This window comes from Agromyces chromiiresistens (assembly GCF_029167465.1).
Lineage (GTDB): Bacteria > Actinomycetota > Actinomycetes > Actinomycetales > Microbacteriaceae > Agromyces > Agromyces chromiiresistens.
In genome coordinates, this window is sequence record NZ_JARFNL010000002.1 from 116,251 (window position 1) to 136,228 (window position 19,978).

A 19,978-nucleotide genomic window follows, 5' to 3' on the forward strand; every position below is an offset into this window, starting at 1 on the left:
GCTCGCCGGCCCAGAGATCGCGCCGCGGCCAGCTCCGCCCCTGGGGGCGCCGCCCGACGCGCGTCGAGCTTTCTCGCACCTGCCCAACACGACGGATGCCTCGTGCCGGCAGCCGGCACGAGGCATCCTCATCGGTGACGTTACTTCGCCTGCGGGGGGCGCGTCATCGAGAGCAGGTCGAGGGCCGAGTCGAGCTGCTCGACCGTCAGGTCGCCGCGCTCGACGTAGCCGAGGTCGATGACGGCCTCGCGCACCGTGATGCCCTTGGCGACCGAGTGCTTCGCGATCTTCGCGGCGGCCTCGTAGCCGATGAGCTTGTTGAGCGGCGTCACGATGGAGGGCGACATGCCGGCGAGGGCCGTCGCGCGCTCGACGTTCGCCTCGAGGCCGTCGATGGTCTTGTCGGCGAGGACGCGCACCGAGTTGGCGAGCAGGCGGATCGACTCGAGGAGCGCAGTGCCCATGACCGGGATCTGCACGTTGAGCTCGAACGCGCCCGAGGCGCCGCCCCACGCGATGGTCGCGTCGTTGCCGATGACCCGGGCGCACACCATGAGCACGGCCTCGGGCACGACCGGGTTGACCTTGCCGGGCATGATCGAGGAGCCCGGCTGCAGGTCGGGGATGTGCAATTCGCCGAGGCCGGTGTTCGGGCCCGAGCCCATCCAGCGCAGGTCGTTGGCGATCTTCGTGAGGCTCACCGCGATCGTGCGGAGCGCGCTCGACGCGTCGACGAGGCCGTCGCGGTTCGCCTGCGCTTCGAAGTGGTCGGCCGCCTCGGTGATCGGCAGCTCGGTCTCGGACTGCAGCAGCTCGATGACGAGCTGCGGGAAGCCGGCGGGGGTGTTGATGCCCGTGCCGACGGCGGTGCCGCCGAGCGGGACCTCGGCGACGCGGGGGAGCGCCGAGCGCACGCGCTCGATGCCGAGGCGCACCTGGCGGGCGTAGCCGCCGAACTCCTGGCCGAGGGTGACGGGCGTCGCGTCCATGAGGTGGGTGCGACCGGCCTTCACGACGCCGGCCCACAGCTCGGCCTTCGCCTCGAGGGCGACCGCGAGGTGGTCGAGCGCCGGGATGAGGTCGTCGATGAGCGCGGCCGTGACCGCGATGTGCACCGAGGTCGGGAACACGTCGTTCGACGACTGCGAGGCGTTGACGTGGTCGTTCGGGTGCACGGCGCTGCCGAGCTTCGAGGTCGCGAGCGTCGCGAGCACCTCGTTCATGTTCATGTTCGAGCTCGTGCCCGAGCCGGTCTGGTACACGTCGACCGGGAAGTGCTCGGTGAAGCCGTGTGCGCCCGAGATGACCTCGTCGGCGGCGGCCACGATCGCGTCGGCGATGCCCTGGTCGAGAACGCCGAGGCGCGCGTTGGCCTGCGCTGCCGCCTTCTTGATGCGGGCGAGCGCCTGGATCTGCTGGGGCTCGAGACCCGACCCCGAGATGGGGAAGTTCTCGACCGCGCGCTGCGTCTGAGCCCGGTACAGGGCCCGCGCGGGCACCCGCACCTCGCCCATCGTGTCGTGTTCGATGCGGTAGTCGGCGGCGTTGTCCACCACGGTGTGCTTCCCCTTTTCTGCGATGCCGGTGGGCCCGGCTGCGATGCCGGCGCGGCCGGCGAATGCCGCGCGCGGCGGCGTCAGATGCGACCGATGACGATGTCGGTCTCGACGCGACCTTCGAACAGTCGGTAGTTCGCGCCGACGATAGCCAGCGTACCTGCTGCGACCGCGTCGCTGATCATCTCGGAGCTCTCGACGAGCTCGGTGACGGTGTTGCGCAGGTGCTCACGACCGACGAACGCGGTGTCGACATGGCTCGGCTCGATCGGGCCGTCGCCGCCGGCGACCTTGCGCACCGCGGGGACGATCTTCTCGACGAGACCCGCGATGTGAGGCGGCAGCGGCGCGGCGTCGGGCGCCTGCGAGTCGATCGCGGCGCGCACCGCCCCGCACTCGTCGTGTGCCAGCACGATGATGACCGGCACGTCGAGGATGCCCACGGCGTACTCGAGCGAGCCGAGGGCCGACGGCGTCACCACCTGGCCGGCGTTGCGCACGACGAACGCGTCGCCGAGGCCGACGTCGAAGATGATCTCGGCGGCGAGGCGCGAGTCGCTGCAGCCGAAGATCGCCACGATGGGCCGCTGGGCGTGCGCGAGCGAGCCGCGGTGGTCGATGTCCTGGCGGGGGTGCTCGGGCTCGCCGGCGATGAAGCGCTCGTTGCCCCGGCGCAACTCGCGCCACGTGGCGGCCGGAGTGTCGGGACGGGCGGTGGGCGCATCGTTCGGCTGCTCGGTCACGTGGCTCCTCGTGGTCTAGTCCTGCGCCTCGATCGTCGGCGTGATCGCCGTGGCGAAGGTGGCGAACTCTTCGGGGGTGGCCGTGCCGAGCAGCACGAAGGTGCTGCCGCCCGACTCGGTGGTCAGTGCGTACCGCGCGTTGCCGACGTCGGCGTCGGTCTTGCGGTTGTCGTAGATGGTCCAGTCGACGCCGTCGATGTTCACGGTCCCCGTCGCGAGGGTGCGCGCGAGCTGGTTCGCGACCCAGGTCGGGTTCGCGTCGAAGCCCTGGTACAGGCCGAGGTACTCGTCGCTCGGCGTGAGATAGCCCGCGTACCAGGCGGTGACGTCGTCGGTCTTGTCGGTACGCAGCTCGGCGGCGTTGGCGCGCCAGCCCTCGGGCAGCTCGGGCACGGCGATCGGCTCGTCGCGGACCGCCTGCACCTGCTCGGCGACGGCGGAGACGTCGATGTCGCGATCGATCGGGGTGTCGCTGCGCGGCACCATGAGCACGATCACGACGACGATCGCGAGGCTCGCGCCGAGCGCGAGCACGAGGTTCTTGAGGGTCTGGCGCTGCCGGTGCTTGAGCGAGGCGTCGGCCTTGCGGGCGGCCGTCTCGGCCGGGGTCTCGGGGCGGCCGAGCTCGGCGACGACCCGTGGTGCGCGTTCGGCCATCAGCGCTCGTCGCCTTCGGGGTCGGCCGAGTCGCGACCCGACAGGGATGCCGCGGCGCCGGCCCGCGCCGCGTCGAGGCGTGCCTTCGCGCCGATGAGCCACTCCTCGCACCGGGCCGCGAGGGCCTCGCCGCGCTCCCACAGCGCGAGCGACTGCTCGAGCGTGGCCGAACCCTGCTCGAGCTCGCCGACGACGCGCACGAGCTCGTCGCGCGCCTGCTCGTAGCTCAGCTCGGCGACATCGGGGGTGGAGGGCATGGGGCCCATTCTATTCGCCGCCGCCGACCGGCTCGGTCGCGCCCGCGTCGCCCGATCGGGCCGGCGCCGGCGCCTCGCCCTCGGATCTCGCCGAGATGGCGCCGGCGGCGAGCGTCACCGTGAGCGCTGCGCCGACGGGCGCGGCGGCCGGCGAGGTCACGACGTGCCCGTCGGCACCCTGCACGATCGCGTACCCGCGGTCGAGCGTCGCCTGCGGCGACAACGCCCGGAGGTGACCGCGGAGCTCGCCGATCCGGTGCGTCTGCCGTTCGATGGAACGCTCGACGAGCTCGACGCCGCGTGCGACCCAGCGCGTGAGGTCTTCGGCCCGGCGGTCGACGATCCACGAGGTGTCGGCGAGCGCCGGGCGAGAACGCAGGTGTCCGACGCGGTCGATCTCGTGGGCGACCAGCGTGCGCAGGCGGAGTGCGATGCGGGCGCGGGCCTGCTCGACGCGCAGCAGTTCTTCGCCGACGTCGGGCACGACGCGCTTGGCCGCGTCGGTCGGGGTCGAGGCGCGCAGGTCGGCGACCTCGTCGAGCAGGGGTCGGTCGGCCTCGTGCCCGATGGCGCTCACGATGGGGGTCGTCGCCTCGGCGGCGGCGCGCACGACCCGTTCGTCGCTGAAGCCGAGCAGGTTCTGGAAGTCGCCGCCGCCGCGCGCGACGATGATGACCTCGACGTCGGGGTCGGCGTCGAGGCGCCGGATCGCCGAGACGACCTCGCTCGCGGTGCGGTCGCCCTGCACGGCCGCGTGCACGACGCGGAACTCGACGGCCGGCCAGCGAAGCCGCGCGTTGCGCAGCACGTCCTTCTCGGCGTCGCTGTCTCTGCCGGTGACGAGCCCGACGACGCCCGGGAGGAACGGCAGCCGGCGCTTGCGATCGAGGTCGAAGAGTCCTTCGGCGGCGAGCTGGGCTCGCAGACGCTCGAGTCGCTCGAGCAGGTCGCCGAGGCCGACGTGCTTCATCTCGAAGACCTGCATCGACAGCGAGCCGCCCTTGACCCACCAGTTCGGCTTCACGAGGGCGACGACGCGGTCGCCCTGCTTGAACTCCTCGCCGAGTCGAGCCCTGACCGACGACCAGATCTGGAACGAGACCGTCGCGTCGGCGTCGAGGTCCTTCAGCTTGCCGTAGACGTTGCCGCCCGACACGCCCCACTGGGTGAGCTCGCCCTCGACCCACACCGTTCCGAGACGATCGATGTACTGCTTGAGCTTGCCCGAGAGGAGAGCGACCGGCCACGGCGCCTCGCGTGTCGCCGGAGCATCCGTCACCGTGGCCTCCCAGCCGCCCGCCTGCGTGCGCCGCGTAGACTCGGCATCGTGACGAGCTTGACTGATGCCCCGCGGATCGGCCTTGGCATGCCCAGAATCCCGAGCGTGCGCGGCCGGCTCAAGGATAACCCGGTCGACCGACCCAAGCGCGTGCTGCTCGCGGCGCCCCGAGGCTACTGCGCCGGTGTCGACCGCGCGGTGATCGCGGTCGAGAAGGCGCTCGAGCACTACGGCGCACCGGTGTACGTGCGCAAGCAGATCGTGCACAACATCCACGTCGTCACCGAGCTCGAGAAGCAGGGGGCGATCTTCGTCGACGAGGTCGACGAGGTGCCCGAGGGCGCCCACATCGTGTTCAGCGCCCACGGCGTCGCGCCCGCCGTCGTGAACGCCGCGTCCGACCGCGGCCTGCACGCGATCGATGCGACCTGCCCACTGGTCACGAAGGTGCACCGCGAGGCCGTGCGGTTCGCGCGCGACGACTTCGAGATCCTGCTCATCGGCCACGAGGGCCACGAAGAGGTCGAGGGCACCGCCGGCGAGGCGCCAGATCACGTCACCCTCGTGAACAGCCCCGACGACGTGCCCAACATCGAGGTGCGCGACCCCGACAAGGTCGTGTGGCTCTCGCAGACGACGCTCTCGGTCGACGAGACGATGGAGACGGTGCGGCGCCTGCGCGAACGGTTCCCGAATCTGCAGGACCCGCCCAGCGACGACATCTGCTACGCCACCCAGAATCGCCAGGTCGCGATCAAGAAGGTCGCGCAGGAGGCCGAGCTCGTGATCGTCGTCGGTTCGGCGAACTCGTCGAACAGCGTGCGCCTCGTCGAGGTCGCGCTCGAGAACGGGGCCAAGGCGGCGTACCGGGTCGACTACTCGAGCGAGATCCGCCAGGAGTGGCTCGACGGGGTCGCCACGGTCGGCGTCACGAGCGGCGCCTCGGTGCCCGAGGGCCTCGTGAAAGAAGTGCTGCTCGAGCTCGCCGACGCCGGGTACGCCGAGGTCGACGAGGTGAAGACGGCCGAGGAGGACCTCATGTTCTCGCTGCCGAAGGAGCTCCGCAAGGACCTCCAGGGCAATCGCGACGCGCGTGCGCTCGGAGGCCGCAACCGCGCCGCCGACGCCTGACGCGAGCCCCGATCAGCCCGCCGTCGCGGCGACGGGCTCGCGGCGACCCGCCGACGCCGCCTCGAGCGTGAGCGCGGCGGCGACGATCGCGATGACCGCGGCGAGCTGGGCCGCGCCCGAGGCCAACGCGCCGAGCGGCGCGGTCGCGAGGGCGACGGCCGCGGCACCGAGCCGCCACGCGATCGGGCCGAGCGAGAGCGTGCGCCGATAGGCGGCGTCGGCGACGAGGTACACCGCCGTGCCGCCCGCGACGAGCCAGGCGCCGGATGGCTCGGCCGGGGCGAAGGCATGGCCGAGCAGCTCGTGCAGGCCCGCCGCGAGCAGCACGAGGCCGAAGATCATCGCGAGGTGCTCGAGGTAGAAGGCGACGAGGGCGAGGCGGGTGCGCGCCTCGGCCGGCGCCTCGGCGATCGCCCGCTCCGCGCGTTCGTCGTCACCGGTGAAGTAGCACCACCACAGTGCGGCGACGAGCCCGACCGCGAGCACCGCGCCGACGATGAGCGCCGGCTCGATCTCGTGGCCGGTCGCGCCGACGCCCACCGAGACGATCGACTCGCCGAAGGCGATGATCATGACGAGCCCGTGCCGCTCGACGAAGTGCGTCGCGCCCGGGTCGAACCCGCCGCGCGAGCTCAGCGCGGCGGAGATGAAGAAGGCGGCGAACGGCAGGGTGAAGAGCACCCAGTCGAGCGGGCCCTCGACGAAGCCCGAGCACACGAGCAGCACGCCGACGAGCACGTTCGACGGTCCGACGACGAGCATGCGTCGCGCGGCGGCGCGGCCGCCCCGGTGGATGAACAGGGCGGCGTGGATCACGGCGACGACGATGTAGCTCGCGCCGAACAGCACGCCGGTCGCGCCGAACGCCTCGGGGATCGCCAGCGACATGACGAGGAACGCCGCCATCGCGCCGATGAGCGCGATGCGCACGAACGCGGTGTCGGGCGCGGCCTGGTTCGTGAGCCAGGCGAACGCGTCGTACATCCACCACACGAGGCCGAGCACGAGCGCGGCCTGCGCGATGCCGGTGACGTCGGGCTGATGCACGACGATCTCGGCGACGCGGCTGATGGTGAAGACGAAGACGAGGTCGAAGAGGAGCTCGACCGTCGAGACCCGTGAGGCGATGCGGGCGATGCGGTCGGCGGGGAGGTCGCGGCTCGGCACGTCGCCACGGTAGCGCAGGCGCGGCCGCCGGGTCGCTCGCCCTCGGCGAACATGATGTGAGTGAGCGCTCACTCAGTGCTACGCTCGCGCTCATGTCCACCATGCCGCCCGCCCAGGCATCGACCCCGCCGCCGACCAGGCAGGGCCGGGCCAAGCCGATGTCCGTCGACGACCGGCGGGCCGCGATCGCCGCGGCCACCGTGCCCCTGCTCTCGCAGTACGGTCGCGACGTCACGACCCGGCAGATCGCGGAGGCGGCCGGCGTCGCCGAGGGCACGCTCTTCCGCGTGTTCGACAACAAGGAGGCGATCATCGACGCGGCCGTCGAGGTGTTCCTCGACCCCGAGCCGTTCCGCGAGGCGCTGCGCCGCATCGACCCGGGCCTGCCGCTCGACCTCAAGATGCGCCTCGTCATCGACCGCTTCCAGGACCGCTTCAGCGGCATCTTCGGCGTCTTCGCCGCGCTCGGCGCCCGGCCGCGACCGCCGCAGTCGATCGACCCCGGCGCGATCGTCGCCATCTTCGAGCACCTGCTCGCGCCCGAGCTCGAACGACTGCGGGTGCCGCCCGCCGACGTGTTCGCGTTCGTGCGCATCATCGCGTTCTCGTCGGCGATGCCGCAGTTCGCCCAGACCACCGGCCTCGACTCCGACCGGCTCGCCGACCTCATCGTGCACGGCATCATCGGCCGGCGCGACACCGCCGCCGAGGCATCCGCCGCGCCCGCAGACCACCCCGCCACCCGAACCGCCGCCCCGAGGGGAACCGAACCATGCTGCTGAAACTGCTGCGAACGTACCTGCGCCCGTACCGCTGGCTCGTCGCCGCCGTGATCTTCTTCCAGCTCGTGCAGTCGATCGCATCGCTGTACCTGCCGAGCCTCAACGCCGACATCATCGACGACGGCGTCGCCACCGGCGACACGGGCTTCATCCTCTCGACCGGCGCGGTCATGCTCGGCATCACGCTCGTGCAGGTCGCCGCCTCGATCACGGCGGTCTACTTCGGTGCGAAGACCGCCATGGGCCTCGGGCGCGACGTGCGCCGCTCGGTGTTCCGCCGGGTCGCCGACTTCAGCGAGCAGGAGGTGTCGCGATTCGGGGCTCCGAGCCTCATCACCCGCTCGACGAACGACGTGCAGCAGGTGCAGATGCTCGTGCTCATGAGCTGCACCATCCTCGTCTCTGCGCCCATCCTCGCGATCGGCGGCGTGATCATGGCGCTCAAGGAGGACCTCGCGCTGTCGTGGATCATGGTCGTCGCCGTACCCGTGCTGCTCATCTCGGTCGGGCTCATCATCAGCCGCATGGTGCCGCTCTTCCAGTCGATGCAGCGCAAGATCGACGGCGTCAACCGCGTGCTGCGCGAGCAGCTGACCGGTATCCGCGTCATCCGCGCGTTCGTGCGCGAAGGCGTCGAGTCGGAGCGCTTCGACGACGCCAACGACGCGCTCACCGACACGGCGCTGAAGGCCGGCCGGCTGTTCGCGCTCGTCTTCCCGATCGTCATGCTCGTGCTCAACCTCTCGAGCATCGCCGTGCTGTGGTTCGGCGCGTTCCGCGTCGAGGACGGGTCGATGCAGGTCGGGTCGCTCACGGCGTTCCTCAGCTACCTCATCCAGATCCTGATGGCGGTCATGATGGCGACGATGATCGCGTTCCTGCTGCCGCGCGCGGTCGTCTCGGCCGGCCGCATCGGCGAGGTCCTCGAGACCGAGTCGACGGTGCACGACCCGGTGCAGCCGGTCATCGCGCTCACGGCGCCGGGCACCGTCGAGTTCCGGGGCGTGAGCTTCGCCTACCCGGGAGCCGAGGCACCCGTGCTGCACGACCTCAGCTTCACGGCCCGCCCCGGCGAGGTGACCGCGATCATCGGCTCGACGGGCGTCGGCAAGACGACGATCGTGAACCTCGCCGCTCGGCTCTTCGACGCGACGAGCGGCAGCGTGCTCGTCGGCGGCGTCGACGTGCGCGATCTCGACCCCGAGCTGCTCAACGCGCAGTTCGCCCTCGTGCCCCAGAAGCCCTACCTGTTCGCCGGCACCGTCGGCTCGACCCTCAGGTACGGCGACCCGGATGCCTCCGACGACGAGCTGTGGGCGGCGCTCGAGACCGCCCAGGGGCGCGACTTCGTCGCCGCCATGCCGGGCGGCCTCGACGCCCCCATCGCGCAGGGCGGCACGAACGTGTCGGGCGGTCAGCGGCAGCGCCTCTCGATCGCGAGGGCGCTCGTGAAGCGACCGCCGATCTACCTCTTCGACGACTCGTTCTCGGCGCTCGACACCGCGACCGACCAGCGGCTCCGCGCCGCACTCCAGCGCGACGTCGCCGACGCCACGATGATCGTCGTCGCGCAGCGCGTCGCGACGATCACGGGCGCCGACCAGATCCTCGTCGTCGAAGACGGCCGCATCACCGCTCGCGGCACCCATGACGAGCTGCTCGAGACCTCGCAGGCGTACGCCGAGATCGTCGAGAGCCAGCTGAGCGCAGAGGAGGCGGCAGCGTGAGCGAGCAGAAGACCGAGGCGGCGGCGACGCCGCGCCCGCCGGTGCGTCGCGGGCCGATGGGCGGCGGCCCGATGGCGGGCATGGGCATGCCCGCCGAGAAGTCGATGAACTTCGGCCCGAGCGCGAAGCGGCTCATCGGGCGGCTGAAGCCGGAGCGTGCACTCGTCGTGTTCGTCATCCTGCTCGGCGTCGTGAGCGTCGTGTTCAGCGTGCTGGGCCCGAAGATCCTCGGCCAGGCGACGAACATCATCTTCGAGGGGTTCGTCTCGCTGCAGATGCCCGCGGGAGTCACCCAGCAGCAGGTCGTCGACCAGTTGCGCGCCTCGGGCGACACCCAGCAGGCCGACATGATCGCGTCGATGCAGAACATCGTGCCGGGGCAGGGCATCGACTTCGCCGCGCTCGCCGCGGTGCTCGGACTCGTGCTGCTGCTCTACGTGCTCGCCTCGCTGTTCGGCTGGGCGCAGGCGTATGTGCTGAACGGCGTGACGCAGCGCACGGTCTACCGGCTGCGCCGCGAGGTCGAGGAGAAGATCCACCGGCTTCCGCTGTCGTACTTCGACAAGATGCAGCGCGGCGAACTGCTCTCGCGGGTGACGAACGACATCGACAACATCTCGCAGACCCTGCAGCAGACGATGAGCCAGCTGCTCACGTCGCTCCTCACGGTCGTCGGCGTGCTCGTCATGATGTTCGTCATCTCGCCGCTGCTCGCGGTGATCGCGCTCGTGACGATCCCGTTGACCCTGCTCATCACGACGATCATCGCGAAGCGGTCGCAGAAGCAGTTCATCGCCCAGTGGACGCACACGGGCACGCTCAACGCCCGCATCGAGGAGGCCTACTCGGGCCACGCCCTCGTGCGCGTCTTCGGGCGGCGCCACGAGGTCGAGCAGTCGTTCGACGAGAAGAACGAGGAGCTCTACACGGCGAGCTTCGGCGCCCAGTTCGTGAGCGGCATCATCATGCCCGCCATGATGTTCGTCGGCAACCTCGTCTACGTCGCGATCGCCGTCGTCGGCGGGCTCATGGTCGCCGGCGGCTCGATCTCGCTCGGCGACGTGCAGGCGTTCATCCAGTACTCGCGCCAGTTCACGCAGCCACTCAGCCAGCTCGGCTCCATGGCGAACCTGCTGCAGTCGGGCGTCGCAAGCGCCGAGCGCGTGTTCGAGCTGCTCGACGCCGACGAGCAGGTGGCCGACCCCGAAGAGCCCGAGGTGCCCGAGGCAGCCGCGCCCGGCGAGGCGTCCGGTCGCCTGGTGTTCGAGGACGTGTCGTTCAGCTACGACCCCGGGAAGCCGCTCATCGAGCACCTCTCGCTGACCGCAGAGCCCGGGCAGTCGATCGCGATCGTCGGGCCGACCGGCGCCGGCAAGACGACGCTCGTGAACCTCATCATGCGGTTCTACGAGCTCGACGCCGGGCGAATCACGCTCGACGGCGTCGACATCACGCGCATGACGCGCGACGAGCTGCGCGGGCGCATGGGCATGGTGCTGCAGGACACGTGGCTGTTCTCGGGCACCATCCGCGAGAACATCGCCTACGGCCGGCCGGATGCCTCGGAGGAGGAGATCCTCGAGGCCGCCCGCGCGACCTACGTCGACCGATTCGTGCGCACGCTGCCCGACGGGTACGACACCGTGCTCGACGACGAGGCCTCCAACCTCTCGGCGGGCGAGCGTCAGCTCGTCACGATCGCGCGTGCGTTCCTCGCGCAGCCGGCCGTGCTGATCCTCGACGAGGCGACGAGCTCGGTCGACACCCGTACCGAGCTGCTGCTGCAGCACGCGATGAACGCGCTGCGCGCCGACCGCACGTCGTTCGTGATCGCGCACCGGCTGTCGACGATCCGCGACGCCGACCTGATCCTCGTGATGGAGTCGGGCCGCATCGTCGAGCAGGGCACGCACTCGGGTCTGCTCGCCGCGGGCGGTGCGTACGCGCGGCTCTACCAGGCCCAGTTCGCGGCGCCGGTCGACGGCGAGGAGGAGACGGCCCGCGAGGACGAGCGCGACGCGGAGGCGGTGGAGTCGGCGACCGCCGAACCTGAGACGGGCGCGATCGAGGCGCTCGGGTAGGGGAGGGGCGGATACGCCGCGGCGCCCGTCAGGGGGTCGCCGTCGGAATCGTCAGGAAGAACTCGGCGAAGGCCGGATCGCTGAACGCCACCACGTAGGTCACGATCATCACGACGATGAACGCGACGACGCCGGCGAGCAGCGGGATCCACCACGAGCTGGTGCCGGCCCGCATGCGTGCGCGCGACCAGACGAGTGCCCCGAACCAGAGTGCGAGCTGCGCGATCACGCCGACGGCGATCGCGATGGGCGTCACGGGCCCGGCGTTGAACTCGGTCGGCGGCGTGGTGCCGAGCATCGAGGCCGTCAGTTGCAGCGACTGGAGCATGCTCGACGGCAGGGAGACGAGCGAGAGCACGTTGTAGACGGCGCCCATCGCGCCGAAGACGAGGAGCGCGACCGTCCAGGCGCGGTCGGTCGGCCGGGCGACCGCGCCGGGCCGGGCGTACGCCGGGACGGGGGCGCCGGCGGAGCGTGCCGAACCGGCTGCCGGGCCGGCAGCGTCGGGCGCGTGGTTCGTGCCGGCCGAGTGGGGGTCGGCGGGCGGCTGCCAGGTCCACCCCTCCGGGGCGTACTCGCCGTATCTCGGACGAGGCCGCTCGTCGGCGGACGGCGTGACCGGCGGCTGCGGGGCAGCGGCACCGGCCACGGCGTCGTCGGGCGTACGAGCGGCCTCGTCGGGAGTCATCCGGTGCCCTACGCGGTGATCGACTGGCCGGCGGACCCGAGCTGACGGGTCGACTCACCCACGCGCACGGCCATCGCCGACTCGGCGACCTTGCCCCACGCCCGCGGGTCGTACTGCTTCTTGTTGCCGACCGAACCGTCGACCTTCAGCACGCCGTCGTAGTTCTGGAACATGTAGCCGGCGATCGAACGCGTGAACGCGTACTGCGTGTCGGTGTCGATGTTCATCTTCACGACGCCGTTCGCAACGGCTTCGGCGATCTCGGCGTCGGTCGAGCCCGAACCGCCGTGGAAGACGAGGTCGAGCGGCTTCTCACCGGTGCCGTACTTGGCGGCGAGGCCGTCCTGGATCTCCTTGAGGAGCGCAGGACGCAGCTTCACGTTGCCCGGTGCGTAGACGCCGTGCACGTTGCCGAAGGTGAGGGCGGCCATGTAGCGGCCCTGCTCGCCGAGGCCGAGCGCCTCGACCGTCGCGATCGCGTCCTCGAGGGTCGTGTAGAGCGCCTCGTTGGAGCCCTCGTGCTTGACGCCGTCCTCCTCGCCGCCGACGACGCCGATCTCGACTTCGAGGATCGCGTTGATCGCCTTCATGCGGGGGAGGATCTCCTTCGCGATGTCGAGGTTCTCGGTGAGCGGCACGGCCGAGCCGTCCCACATGTGCGACTGGAAGATGGGGTTGCGACCCGCCTTCACCTCGGCCTCGGAGGCCTCGATGAGCGGGAAGACGAAGTCGGCGAGCGCCGGCTTCGGGCAGTGGTCGGTGTGGAGGGCCACGGTGACGGGGTACGACTTCGCGACCTCGTGCGCGAAGCGCGCGAAGGCGAGGGCGCCCGTCGCCCGGGCCTTCACGGTGTGGCCGGCGAAGTAGTCGGCGCCGCCCGTCGTGACCTGGATGATGCCGTCCGAACCCGCCTCGGTGAGGCCCTGGAGCACCGCGTTCAGGGTCTGCGAGCTCGAGACGTTGAAGGCGGGGAACGCGAAGCCCTTGGCCTTCGCGGTGTCCAGCATCTCGGCGTACTGCTCGGGGGTGGCGATGGGCATGGTGCTCCTTCGATGACGACAGTGGGTTCGGCACGAGTCTAACGACTCGCGAGCAAGGCTCAGATGTTGATGACCTGCGGCGCGCGGCGGACGATGAACGGCGGGCAGGATGGGCTCATGACTTCGTCGCTCGTGCCCGCCGTCGCGCGGGCCGCCGCCGCCTGCCTGCCCCTCATCGGCTCCGGCGACGGCCACGCGGTCGACGCCGCGGCGGTCGCCGCGATGCGCGCCGCGCTCGCCGACGTGCCGTTCGACGGGAGGGTCGTCGTCGGCGAGGGGGAGAAGGACGGTGCGCCGATGCTGCACCTGGGGGAGCGGTTCGGTCGTGCACGGCCGGGCGACCCGGCGATCGACCTCGCCGTCGATCCGGTCGACGGCACCCGGCTCGCCGCCGCCGGACGCCCCGGTGCGATGGCGGTCATCGCGGTGGCACCGCGCGGCGGACTGTTCGATCTCGGGCCGGCGCACTACCTCGAGAAGCTCGTCACGTGGGTGCCCGGCATCACGGCGCCGGATGCCTCGGAGGGAGGCATCGCGGGCGCGGTCGTGCGGGTCGTGACCGCCGCCGCGGCGCGGCGCGGTGTCGCGCCGGACGAGGTGCTGGTCGCCGTGCAGGATCGACCTCGCAATCGGCCGTACGCCGAGGCGGTCGAAGCAGCGGGCGGTCGGGTCGAGCTGTTCGAGCACGGCGACGTCGAGCTGAGCCTCCGGGCGCTGCACGGCCGGTCGTCCGCATCGCGCACCGACGGCGAACAGGGTGGAATCGCCGGCCTCGACGCGGTGGTCGGCATCGGCGGGGCGCCCGAGGGCGTCATCGTGGCGACCGGCGCACGTGCACTCGGCGGTTCGATGCTGGCCCGGTTCGCGCCGCAGTCGGAGCGCGAGCGGGTCGGCGTGCTCGCCCACCTCGCGGGCCTCCGCCCGATCGACGACGTCGTGGCTCTCGACGTCCTCTGCGCCGCGCCGGTCGAGGCCGTCGACCTGCTCCTCGCCGCGGTCACGGACTGCGAGATCGGCGTCTCGCTGCCGGGCGTGCTGGCGATGCCGGGTGGGGCACGGGTGCACCGCTGGTCGACCTCCGAACGCGTGGCCGGGTGGGTCGACTTGCTCGACGGTTAAGAATCGTCGAACTTGCGCGCCGTGGGCCGCCGAATTTCATCGGATGGCGCGGTCGGCTCGTTAGGCTCGAAACGGCGGGATCACCGCCGATCGGCGCGCCGCGGCACGACCACGGCGCAGACGCGTCCTGGAGGACCCCGCTCATGAGCAACGAAGCCAGCCTGTTCCACCACCCCGATCGCAACCTCGCGCTCGAGCTCGTGCGGGCGACTGAGGCGGCGGCGATCCGGGCGGTGCCGTGGATCGGCAAGGGCGACAAGAACGCGGCCGACGGCGCGGCCGTCGACGCGATGCGCGCGTTCCTCTCGACCGTCGACTTCGACGGCGTCATCGTGATCGGCGAGGGTGAGAAGGACGAGGCGCCGATGCTCTTCAACGGCGAGCGCGTCGGCTCGGGCAACGGACCGGCCTGCGACATCGCCGTCGACCCGATCGACGGCACCTCGCTCACGGCCGCGGGCCGATCGCACGCGCTGTCGGTGCTCGCCGTGTCGGACCGTGGCACGATGCTCGACGCCTCGAGCGTGTTCTACATGGACAAGATCGTGACCGGGCCTGCGGGCCACGGGGTCGTCGACATCCGCAAGCCCATCGGTGACAACATCCGTGCGCTGGCCGCGGCGCTCGGCAAGGACGTCGGAGACATCCTCGTCGCGGTGCTCGACCGCCCGCGCCACGAGCAGCTCATCGCCGACATCCGCGCGGCGGGCGCCGGCACCCGCCTCATCCTCGACGGCGACGTCGCGGGCGGCATCAACGCGGCCCGCAGCGGCAGCCGCATCGACATGTGCGTCGGCATCGGCGGCAGCCCCGAGGGCATCACGACGGCCTGCGCCGTCAAGGCGCTCGGCGGCTTCATGCAGGGCCGGCTGGCGCCGAAGGACGACGCCGAGCGCGAGCGGGGCATCGCCGCCGGCCTCGACGTCGACGCGGTGCTCGAGATCGACGACATGGTGCGCGGCGACAACACCTTCTTCGTCGCGACCGGCGTCACCGACGGCGCGCTCGTCGCCGGCGTGAAGCGCGAGGGCGACTACATCGTCACCGAGTCGGTCGTGCTGCGCTCGAAGTCGGGAACGCTGCGGCGGATCCAGGCGGAGCACCTCGCCTCGAAGTGGCTCGACGAGGACTGAGACGCGTCAGGGCGCGTTCCCTCGCTCCGGGGGCTTTCCCGCAGGTCGGAGTTCGGCAGGGCTCTCGAGTTGCGGGAGTGCGCCCCGAACGAGTTCGCGCGGGAGCGCAGCGCATCGTGCGCTCCGCACGGCCTTGCCGCGGTGCACGGGACCTGCGAGGCTCGGCGCGGGGTGTCCGCACGCTGCGTGCACTCGACCCGAGGGGGAGCCATGGTGCAGATGCTGGACGCGTTTCCGGGACTCGCGGTCGACGACATCGACGCGGCGCGGAACTTCTACCGTGACGTGATCGGGCTCGATGTCGCCGATGACATGGGCGGTCTTCGCCTGACGCTGCCGTCGGGCCAGACCTTGTTCGTGTACGGCAAGCCCGATCACGAACCCGCCGGCTTCACGGTGCTGAACTTCGTCGTCGCGGACGTCGACGCCGCAGCCGACGAGCTCAACGCCGCCGGTGTGGTGACGAAGATCTACGCGGGCGACCTGGACTACGGAACCGATGAGCGCGGCATCGCGCACGGCCGCGAGGCAGGGACGGGACCCGACATCTGCTGGTTCCGCGACCCCGCGGGGAACGTGCTCAGCGTGCTGCAGCCCTGAGACGCCCGCGTCGGCGCTACGTGCGCGCGCTCGCGCCGCTGCGCTCGCGCGACGGGTCGATGCCCGCCGGCGACCGCGCGCTCGTGCAACGCACGCCGCCGTCGGACCGCGTCAGTTCGAGGCTGAACGGACCTCGGGGTCGATGTCGGCGCCTTCGAAGGCGTCATCGAGCGGAAGCAGCGCGTCGTCGCCCTCGTCGAAGGCGGTGGTCGGCGTGGCGCGGTCGACCGCTTCGCTCGCGGCGACCGGGGCCGCGTGGTCGTCACTCTGGATCGGGTCGTCGGCGACCGGGGCGGGGACGGCCGCCTCACCCTCGGTCAGTTCGGGCGAGGTGAGGCGACGCGGCGACTCGTGGATCGACTGCGGCTCGGCGACGGACACGAGCTTCGCCTCGTTGATGCCCGGGAACTGGCGTGCGGTCACGAGCACCCTCGACTCGAGCGAGCTCGCGAACTTGTTGTAGCTGTCGACCGTGCGCTCGATCGCCTTGCGCAGACCGTCGGCGTGACCGGCGAGCACGCCGATGCGCTGGTAGAGGGTGTTGCCGAGGTCGAACAGCTTCTTCGCTTCGTCGGAGACGGCCTGCTGCTGCCACGCGTAGTCGATCGTCTTGAGCACCGCGAACAGGTTGACGGGCGACGCGAGGGCGACCCGACGTTCGAAGGCGTAGTTGAGGAGCGTGGCGTCGGCCTCGAGCGCGGCGGAGAGCAGCGACTCGTTCGGGATGAACGCGATCACGAACTCGGGCGAGGCGTCGAAGCCCTGCCAGTACGTCTTCTTCGAGAGCGCGTCGATGTGCAGGCGAACCGCCTTGACGTGCCGTTCGATGAGCGACTTGCGGCGCGCCGCCTCTTCGCCCACGGCCGTCTCGGGGATCGAGGACGCCTCGATGTAGTGCTCGAGCGGCACCTTCGAGTCGAGCGGGATGTACTTGCCGCCGGGGAGGTAGACGACCATGTCGGGACGCCCACGGCCCGCATCGGTCGAGATCGAGTGCTGCACACCGAAATCGACGTGCTCGAGCAGGCCCGCGGCCTCGACCACCCGGCGCAGCTGCGTCTCGCCCCAGACTCCGCGCGTGCTGTTGGAGCGCAGGGCGCTCGCGAGCGACTCGGTCGTCGCCCGCAGCCGCTCGTCGGCGGCCTGGGCCTGCTTGAGCTGCTCGGCCAGCGAGCCGTATTGGGAGCTGCGCTGCTGCTCGAGCTCCGAGACCTTCTGCTGCATGCTCGCGAGCGTCTCGCGCACGGGGCTCAGCGCCTGCAGCACCGCGCTCTCGCGCTTCTCGCGCTCGGCCCGCTCGGCCTGGTCGGCCCGCTGCTGCTCGGCCGCATCGCGCTGCTGCGCCCGCTGCTGGTCGAGCTGCTCGCGCAGCCCGTCGACGGCGGCCGACGCGGCGGCGAGGTCGGCGCGCAGCTCGGCCTGGGTCTGCTGCTCGGCCGCGACGGCGCGAGCGAGCGCGGCTTCGCCCGCGGCCCGGAGCTCGACGAGCTCGCGCTCGTGCCGCGCGGCGACGAGCGCGGGGTCTTCGACGACCGTCGCTTCGACCGGTGACCCGGCGGCGCGTCGCTGCGCGAGGAACCACGCGCCGAGCGCGCCGAGCGCGATGCCGACGACGAGGCCGATGATGAGCAGCAGGATCTCCATGCCACGAGTGTCGCAGGGGCCGCCGACATCGGGGGCGAGGCGCTCGGGGGAGCGGGGTCTCGACGCCGATGGTCGCGGTGGTCTCGATACGGCGCAGCGCGCCTACTCGACCGCCGGAGCCCGCACGGACGCCGGCCGCGCCGCGCCGAGCATGCCGACGCGCACGCCCGTGATGCGCGCGAGCGCATCGAGGTCGTCGGCGTCGTGCCGCTGCGCGGCGTGCGCCATGATCGCCGCGCACGCCGCGGCGTCGTCGAGGGCGTTGTGGTGCGAGAAGTCCTCGAAGCCCGCGGCCATCGCCGCGACGGGCAGGCGGTAGGAGTCGAGGTGGTACGTCTTGCGGGCGACCTGCAGGCTGCAGAGGTAGCGGTGGGAGGGCGCCTCGAGGCCGAAGGCCTCGCTCGTCTTCGCGATCACGCCCATGTCGAAGGTCGCGTTGTGGGCGACCAGCCAGTCGTCGCCCGTGAACTCGCGGAACTCGTCGAGGCGCGCTGCCCAGCCCGAGGCGTCCGCGACCATGTCGGGCGTGATGCCGTGGATGCGGACGTTCCACTCGTTGAACTCGTCGTGGGGGAACGGGGGGCGCAGCAGCCAGTACGCCCGGTCGACGACGCGCCCGTCGCGTACCTTGACCAGCCCGACCGAACAGGCCGAGGCGCCGGAGGAGTTCGCGGTCTCGAAGTCGATGGCGGTGAAATCCACTGGCATGCGGGCATCGTCGCACGGCCCGCCGACGGTTGACGGATGCCTCGCCGCGGGCATGGAATGGGGACCATGAATCCCCTCGGCCCCGAGAACGAGCATGCCGCGCGATCGTTCGGCTCCGCGGCATCCGTGTATCACGCGGCCAGGCCGGGCTACCCCGCTGAGGCGGTCGCGTGGCTCGTGGGCGATGCGAAGCGCGTGCTCGACCTCGGCGCGGGCACCGGGAAGCTGACCCAGGCGCTCGTCGAACTCGATCGCGAGGTGATCGCGGTCGACCCCGTGGAGGAGATGCTCGACGAGCTCGAGATCGCCGTGCCCGGGGTGCCGCGCATCCTCGGCACGGCGGAGGACATCCCGATCGAGGACGATGCCGTCGACGCGGTCGTGGTCGGGCAGGCGTGGCACTGGTTCATCCCCGAGCGCGCGGTGCCCGAGATCGCGCGCGTGCTGCGCCCGGACGGCGTGCTCGGCCTCGTCTGGAACAGCCGGGACACGAGTGTCGGCTGGCTGCGCGAGGCCGGCGAGATCATGCAGGAGCGCCACGACGCGAGCGCCGGCTTCGAGGAGTACGTGCGCATCGGCGCACCGTTCGGCCCGATCGAGGAGCACACGGTGGCCTGGGCGGCGCGGATGAGCCGCGACGGCTTCCTCGACCTCGTGCGCTCGCGCTCGACCTTCATCACCGCCGGCGCCGCCGAGCAGGCCGACACGATCGCGAAGCTCGAGGAACTGCTCGCCCGGCATCCCGATCTCGTCGGCCGAGACGAGCTCGAGGTGCCGTACCTGACGCGCTGCTTCCGGGCGCGGCTCGCCTGATCGACATCCCTGCGCGGCGGATGCCCCGGGGCCGACGCCGCTCGCAGGCGATCAGGCCGCAGCGGCGACGAACCGTCCGAGCACGAAATCCCACCCGGTGACGTAGCGGTCCCGCACGTCGCCGTCTCGGCGCTTCGCCCAGCCCGTGTGCACGAGCGTGAGGGCGCAGCCGGCCGCGTCGGCCGCGAACGCGACGGCGACCTGCGTCGCCTCCTCGGGTCCGAGGGCGGGATGCCACGTGAAGGCGAGCGCGTGCGGCGGCTGCCATCCGGTGATCGTGCCCCACACGCTCGTCGAGCCGTCGCGCAGCGTCTCGACGATGAGCCCGCCGACCCGGCCGTCGATCGCGAGGTCGACCGCGTCCTCGTGGCCGGCCGAGTGGGTCGCGAGCGGCCACCACTCGGCGATGCGGGCGGTGAAGAGCTCGAACGCCCGGTCGGGTGCGAGCGGCACGTGCACGGTCTTCACGATCGCGTCGGCCGGAGGGGCGGGCTCGCCCGGGATGTCGTCCATGATGACGTCCTCGTTCACGATGACTCCTTCGATTCGCGTTCCGCGGCTTCCGCGAAGCGGGAGAGCGCGGCCGACCAGAACTCGTCGAGCCAGCCGCGCAGGGCCTCGGCGCCGCGGTCGTCGAGGCGGTAGATGTTGCGGGTGCCGACCGCGTCGTGCGTGACGAGGCCGCTGCTCGCGAGCACCCGCAGGTGCTGCGAGACGGCGGGCCGGCTCACGGGCAGTCCAGCGGCGACCTCGCCGACCGAGAGCGGCCCCGAGGTCGCCAGCAGTTCGACGATGCGGCGCCGGGTCGGGTCTCCCAGCGCGTCGAGCACTTGGTAAGCCTCCACGAACGGTA

Annotated in this window: 20 protein-coding genes; 8 read left to right on the top strand and 12 right to left on the bottom strand. The window is 71.5% G+C overall.

All coding sequences use genetic code 11. The features are described 5' to 3' along the window. Positions 1-140: 140 nt before the first annotated feature. The 5 genes from PX701_RS04830 to xseA all read right to left on the bottom strand — a co-directional run bounded on the left by PX701_RS04830 (position 141) and on the right by xseA (position 4,492). A complete protein-coding gene (locus PX701_RS04830; protein ID WP_374201103.1) occupies positions 141-1,556 on the bottom strand; it encodes a class II fumarate hydratase in 1,416 nt (471 codons plus the stop codon). A gap of 80 nt (positions 1,557-1,636) precedes the next feature. Further along, entirely contained in the window at positions 1,637-2,299 is a 663-nt protein-coding gene (locus PX701_RS04835; protein ID WP_275505645.1) for a carbonic anhydrase, read from the bottom strand. Positions 2,300-2,314: 15 nt separating this feature from the next. Further along, positions 2,315-2,956: a DUF4245 domain-containing protein gene (locus tag PX701_RS04840; RefSeq protein ID WP_231430409.1), complete on the bottom strand. Its 642-nt coding sequence runs from the start codon at positions 2,954-2,956 to the stop codon at positions 2,315-2,317. Beyond that, positions 2,956-3,213, bottom strand: a complete 258-nt coding sequence (locus tag PX701_RS04845; protein WP_374201104.1) for an exodeoxyribonuclease VII small subunit — start codon at positions 3,211-3,213, stop codon at positions 2,956-2,958. The genes PX701_RS04840 and PX701_RS04845 overlap by 1 nt, the downstream gene beginning before the upstream one ends. 10 nt (positions 3,214-3,223) lie before the next feature. Continuing rightward, entirely contained in the window at positions 3,224-4,492 is a 1,269-nt protein-coding gene (xseA, locus tag PX701_RS04850) for an exodeoxyribonuclease VII large subunit (RefSeq protein WP_275505646.1), read from the bottom strand. Positions 4,493-4,579: 87 nt separating this feature from the next. Here xseA and PX701_RS04855 point away from each other — a divergent pair, with 87 nt between their 5' ends. Then, positions 4,580-5,623, top strand: a complete 1,044-nt coding sequence (locus PX701_RS04855; protein WP_231430412.1) for a 4-hydroxy-3-methylbut-2-enyl diphosphate reductase — start codon at positions 4,580-4,582, stop codon at positions 5,621-5,623. Positions 5,624-5,635: 12 nt separating this feature from the next. Here PX701_RS04855 and PX701_RS04860 read toward each other — a convergent pair whose 3' ends face one another. Continuing rightward, positions 5,636-6,790, bottom strand: coding sequence for a low temperature requirement protein A (locus PX701_RS04860; RefSeq protein WP_231430413.1), 1,155 nt, complete (start codon positions 6,788-6,790; stop codon positions 5,636-5,638). Positions 6,791-6,882: 92 nt separating this feature from the next. Here PX701_RS04860 and PX701_RS04865 point away from each other — a divergent pair, with 92 nt between their 5' ends. The 3 genes from PX701_RS04865 to PX701_RS04875 are packed head-to-tail and all read left to right on the top strand — an operon-like array spanning position 6,883 to position 11,380. After that, the gene (locus PX701_RS04865) at positions 6,883-7,572 is read left to right on the top strand and encodes a TetR/AcrR family transcriptional regulator (RefSeq protein WP_275505647.1); all 690 of its coding nucleotides are present in this window, start codon (positions 6,883-6,885) and stop codon (positions 7,570-7,572) included. Further along, positions 7,563-9,299: an ABC transporter ATP-binding protein gene (locus PX701_RS04870; protein ID WP_275505648.1), complete on the top strand. Its 1,737-nt coding sequence runs from the start codon at positions 7,563-7,565 to the stop codon at positions 9,297-9,299. The genes PX701_RS04865 and PX701_RS04870 overlap by 10 nt, the downstream gene beginning before the upstream one ends. 56 nt (positions 9,300-9,355) lie before the next feature. Next, on the top strand, positions 9,356-11,380 hold the full coding sequence (locus PX701_RS04875; protein ID WP_275505757.1) for an ABC transporter ATP-binding protein: 2,025 nt from the start codon (positions 9,356-9,358) through the stop codon (positions 11,378-11,380). Positions 11,381-11,408: 28 nt separating this feature from the next. Here PX701_RS04875 and PX701_RS04880 read toward each other — a convergent pair whose 3' ends face one another. Next, complete coding sequence (locus tag PX701_RS04880) at positions 11,409-12,068, bottom strand: DUF6264 family protein (RefSeq protein WP_231430420.1); 660 nt, start codon at positions 12,066-12,068, stop codon at positions 11,409-11,411. An 8-nt stretch (positions 12,069-12,076) separates the two neighbouring features. Then, entirely contained in the window at positions 12,077-13,108 is a 1,032-nt protein-coding gene (gene fbaA, locus PX701_RS04885) for a class II fructose-bisphosphate aldolase (protein ID WP_231430422.1), read from the bottom strand. A 117-nt stretch (positions 13,109-13,225) separates the two neighbouring features. Here fbaA and PX701_RS04890 point away from each other — a divergent pair, with 117 nt between their 5' ends. The 3 genes from PX701_RS04890 to PX701_RS04900 all read left to right on the top strand — a co-directional run bounded on the left by PX701_RS04890 (position 13,226) and on the right by PX701_RS04900 (position 15,960). Next, on the top strand, positions 13,226-14,227 hold the full coding sequence (locus PX701_RS04890; protein WP_275505649.1) for a fructose-bisphosphatase class II: 1,002 nt from the start codon (positions 13,226-13,228) through the stop codon (positions 14,225-14,227). A 143-nt stretch (positions 14,228-14,370) separates the two neighbouring features. Further along, entirely contained in the window at positions 14,371-15,360 is a 990-nt protein-coding gene (glpX, locus tag PX701_RS04895) for a class II fructose-bisphosphatase (RefSeq protein WP_231430425.1), read from the top strand. A 210-nt stretch (positions 15,361-15,570) separates the two neighbouring features. Beyond that, positions 15,571-15,960, top strand: a complete 390-nt coding sequence (locus PX701_RS04900) for a VOC family protein (protein ID WP_231430426.1) — start codon at positions 15,571-15,573, stop codon at positions 15,958-15,960. 111 nt (positions 15,961-16,071) lie between these two features. Here PX701_RS04900 and PX701_RS04905 read toward each other — a convergent pair whose 3' ends face one another. Continuing rightward, positions 16,072-17,604, bottom strand: coding sequence for a DNA recombination protein RmuC (locus tag PX701_RS04905; RefSeq protein ID WP_275505650.1), 1,533 nt, complete (start codon positions 17,602-17,604; stop codon positions 16,072-16,074). A gap of 102 nt (positions 17,605-17,706) precedes the next feature. After that, positions 17,707-18,312: a 3'-5' exonuclease gene (locus PX701_RS04910; RefSeq protein ID WP_275505651.1), complete on the bottom strand. Its 606-nt coding sequence runs from the start codon at positions 18,310-18,312 to the stop codon at positions 17,707-17,709. Positions 18,313-18,378: 66 nt separating this feature from the next. On the opposite strand from PX701_RS04910, the gene PX701_RS04915 reads away from it, so the two are divergent. After that, positions 18,379-19,125, top strand: coding sequence for a class I SAM-dependent methyltransferase (locus PX701_RS04915; protein WP_275505652.1), 747 nt, complete (start codon positions 18,379-18,381; stop codon positions 19,123-19,125). A gap of 51 nt (positions 19,126-19,176) precedes the next feature. Here PX701_RS04915 and PX701_RS04920 read toward each other — a convergent pair whose 3' ends face one another. Together PX701_RS04920 and PX701_RS04925 are read right to left on the bottom strand one after the other, a co-directional pair. Then, the gene (locus PX701_RS04920; RefSeq protein ID WP_275505653.1) at positions 19,177-19,656 is read right to left on the bottom strand and encodes an SRPBCC domain-containing protein; all 480 of its coding nucleotides are present in this window, start codon (positions 19,654-19,656) and stop codon (positions 19,177-19,179) included. Then, complete coding sequence (locus PX701_RS04925) at positions 19,653-19,970, bottom strand: ArsR/SmtB family transcription factor (protein WP_231430436.1); 318 nt, start codon at positions 19,968-19,970, stop codon at positions 19,653-19,655. Before PX701_RS04925 ends, PX701_RS04920 begins: the two co-directional genes overlap by 4 nt. Between the last annotated feature and the right edge of the window lie 8 nt (positions 19,971-19,978).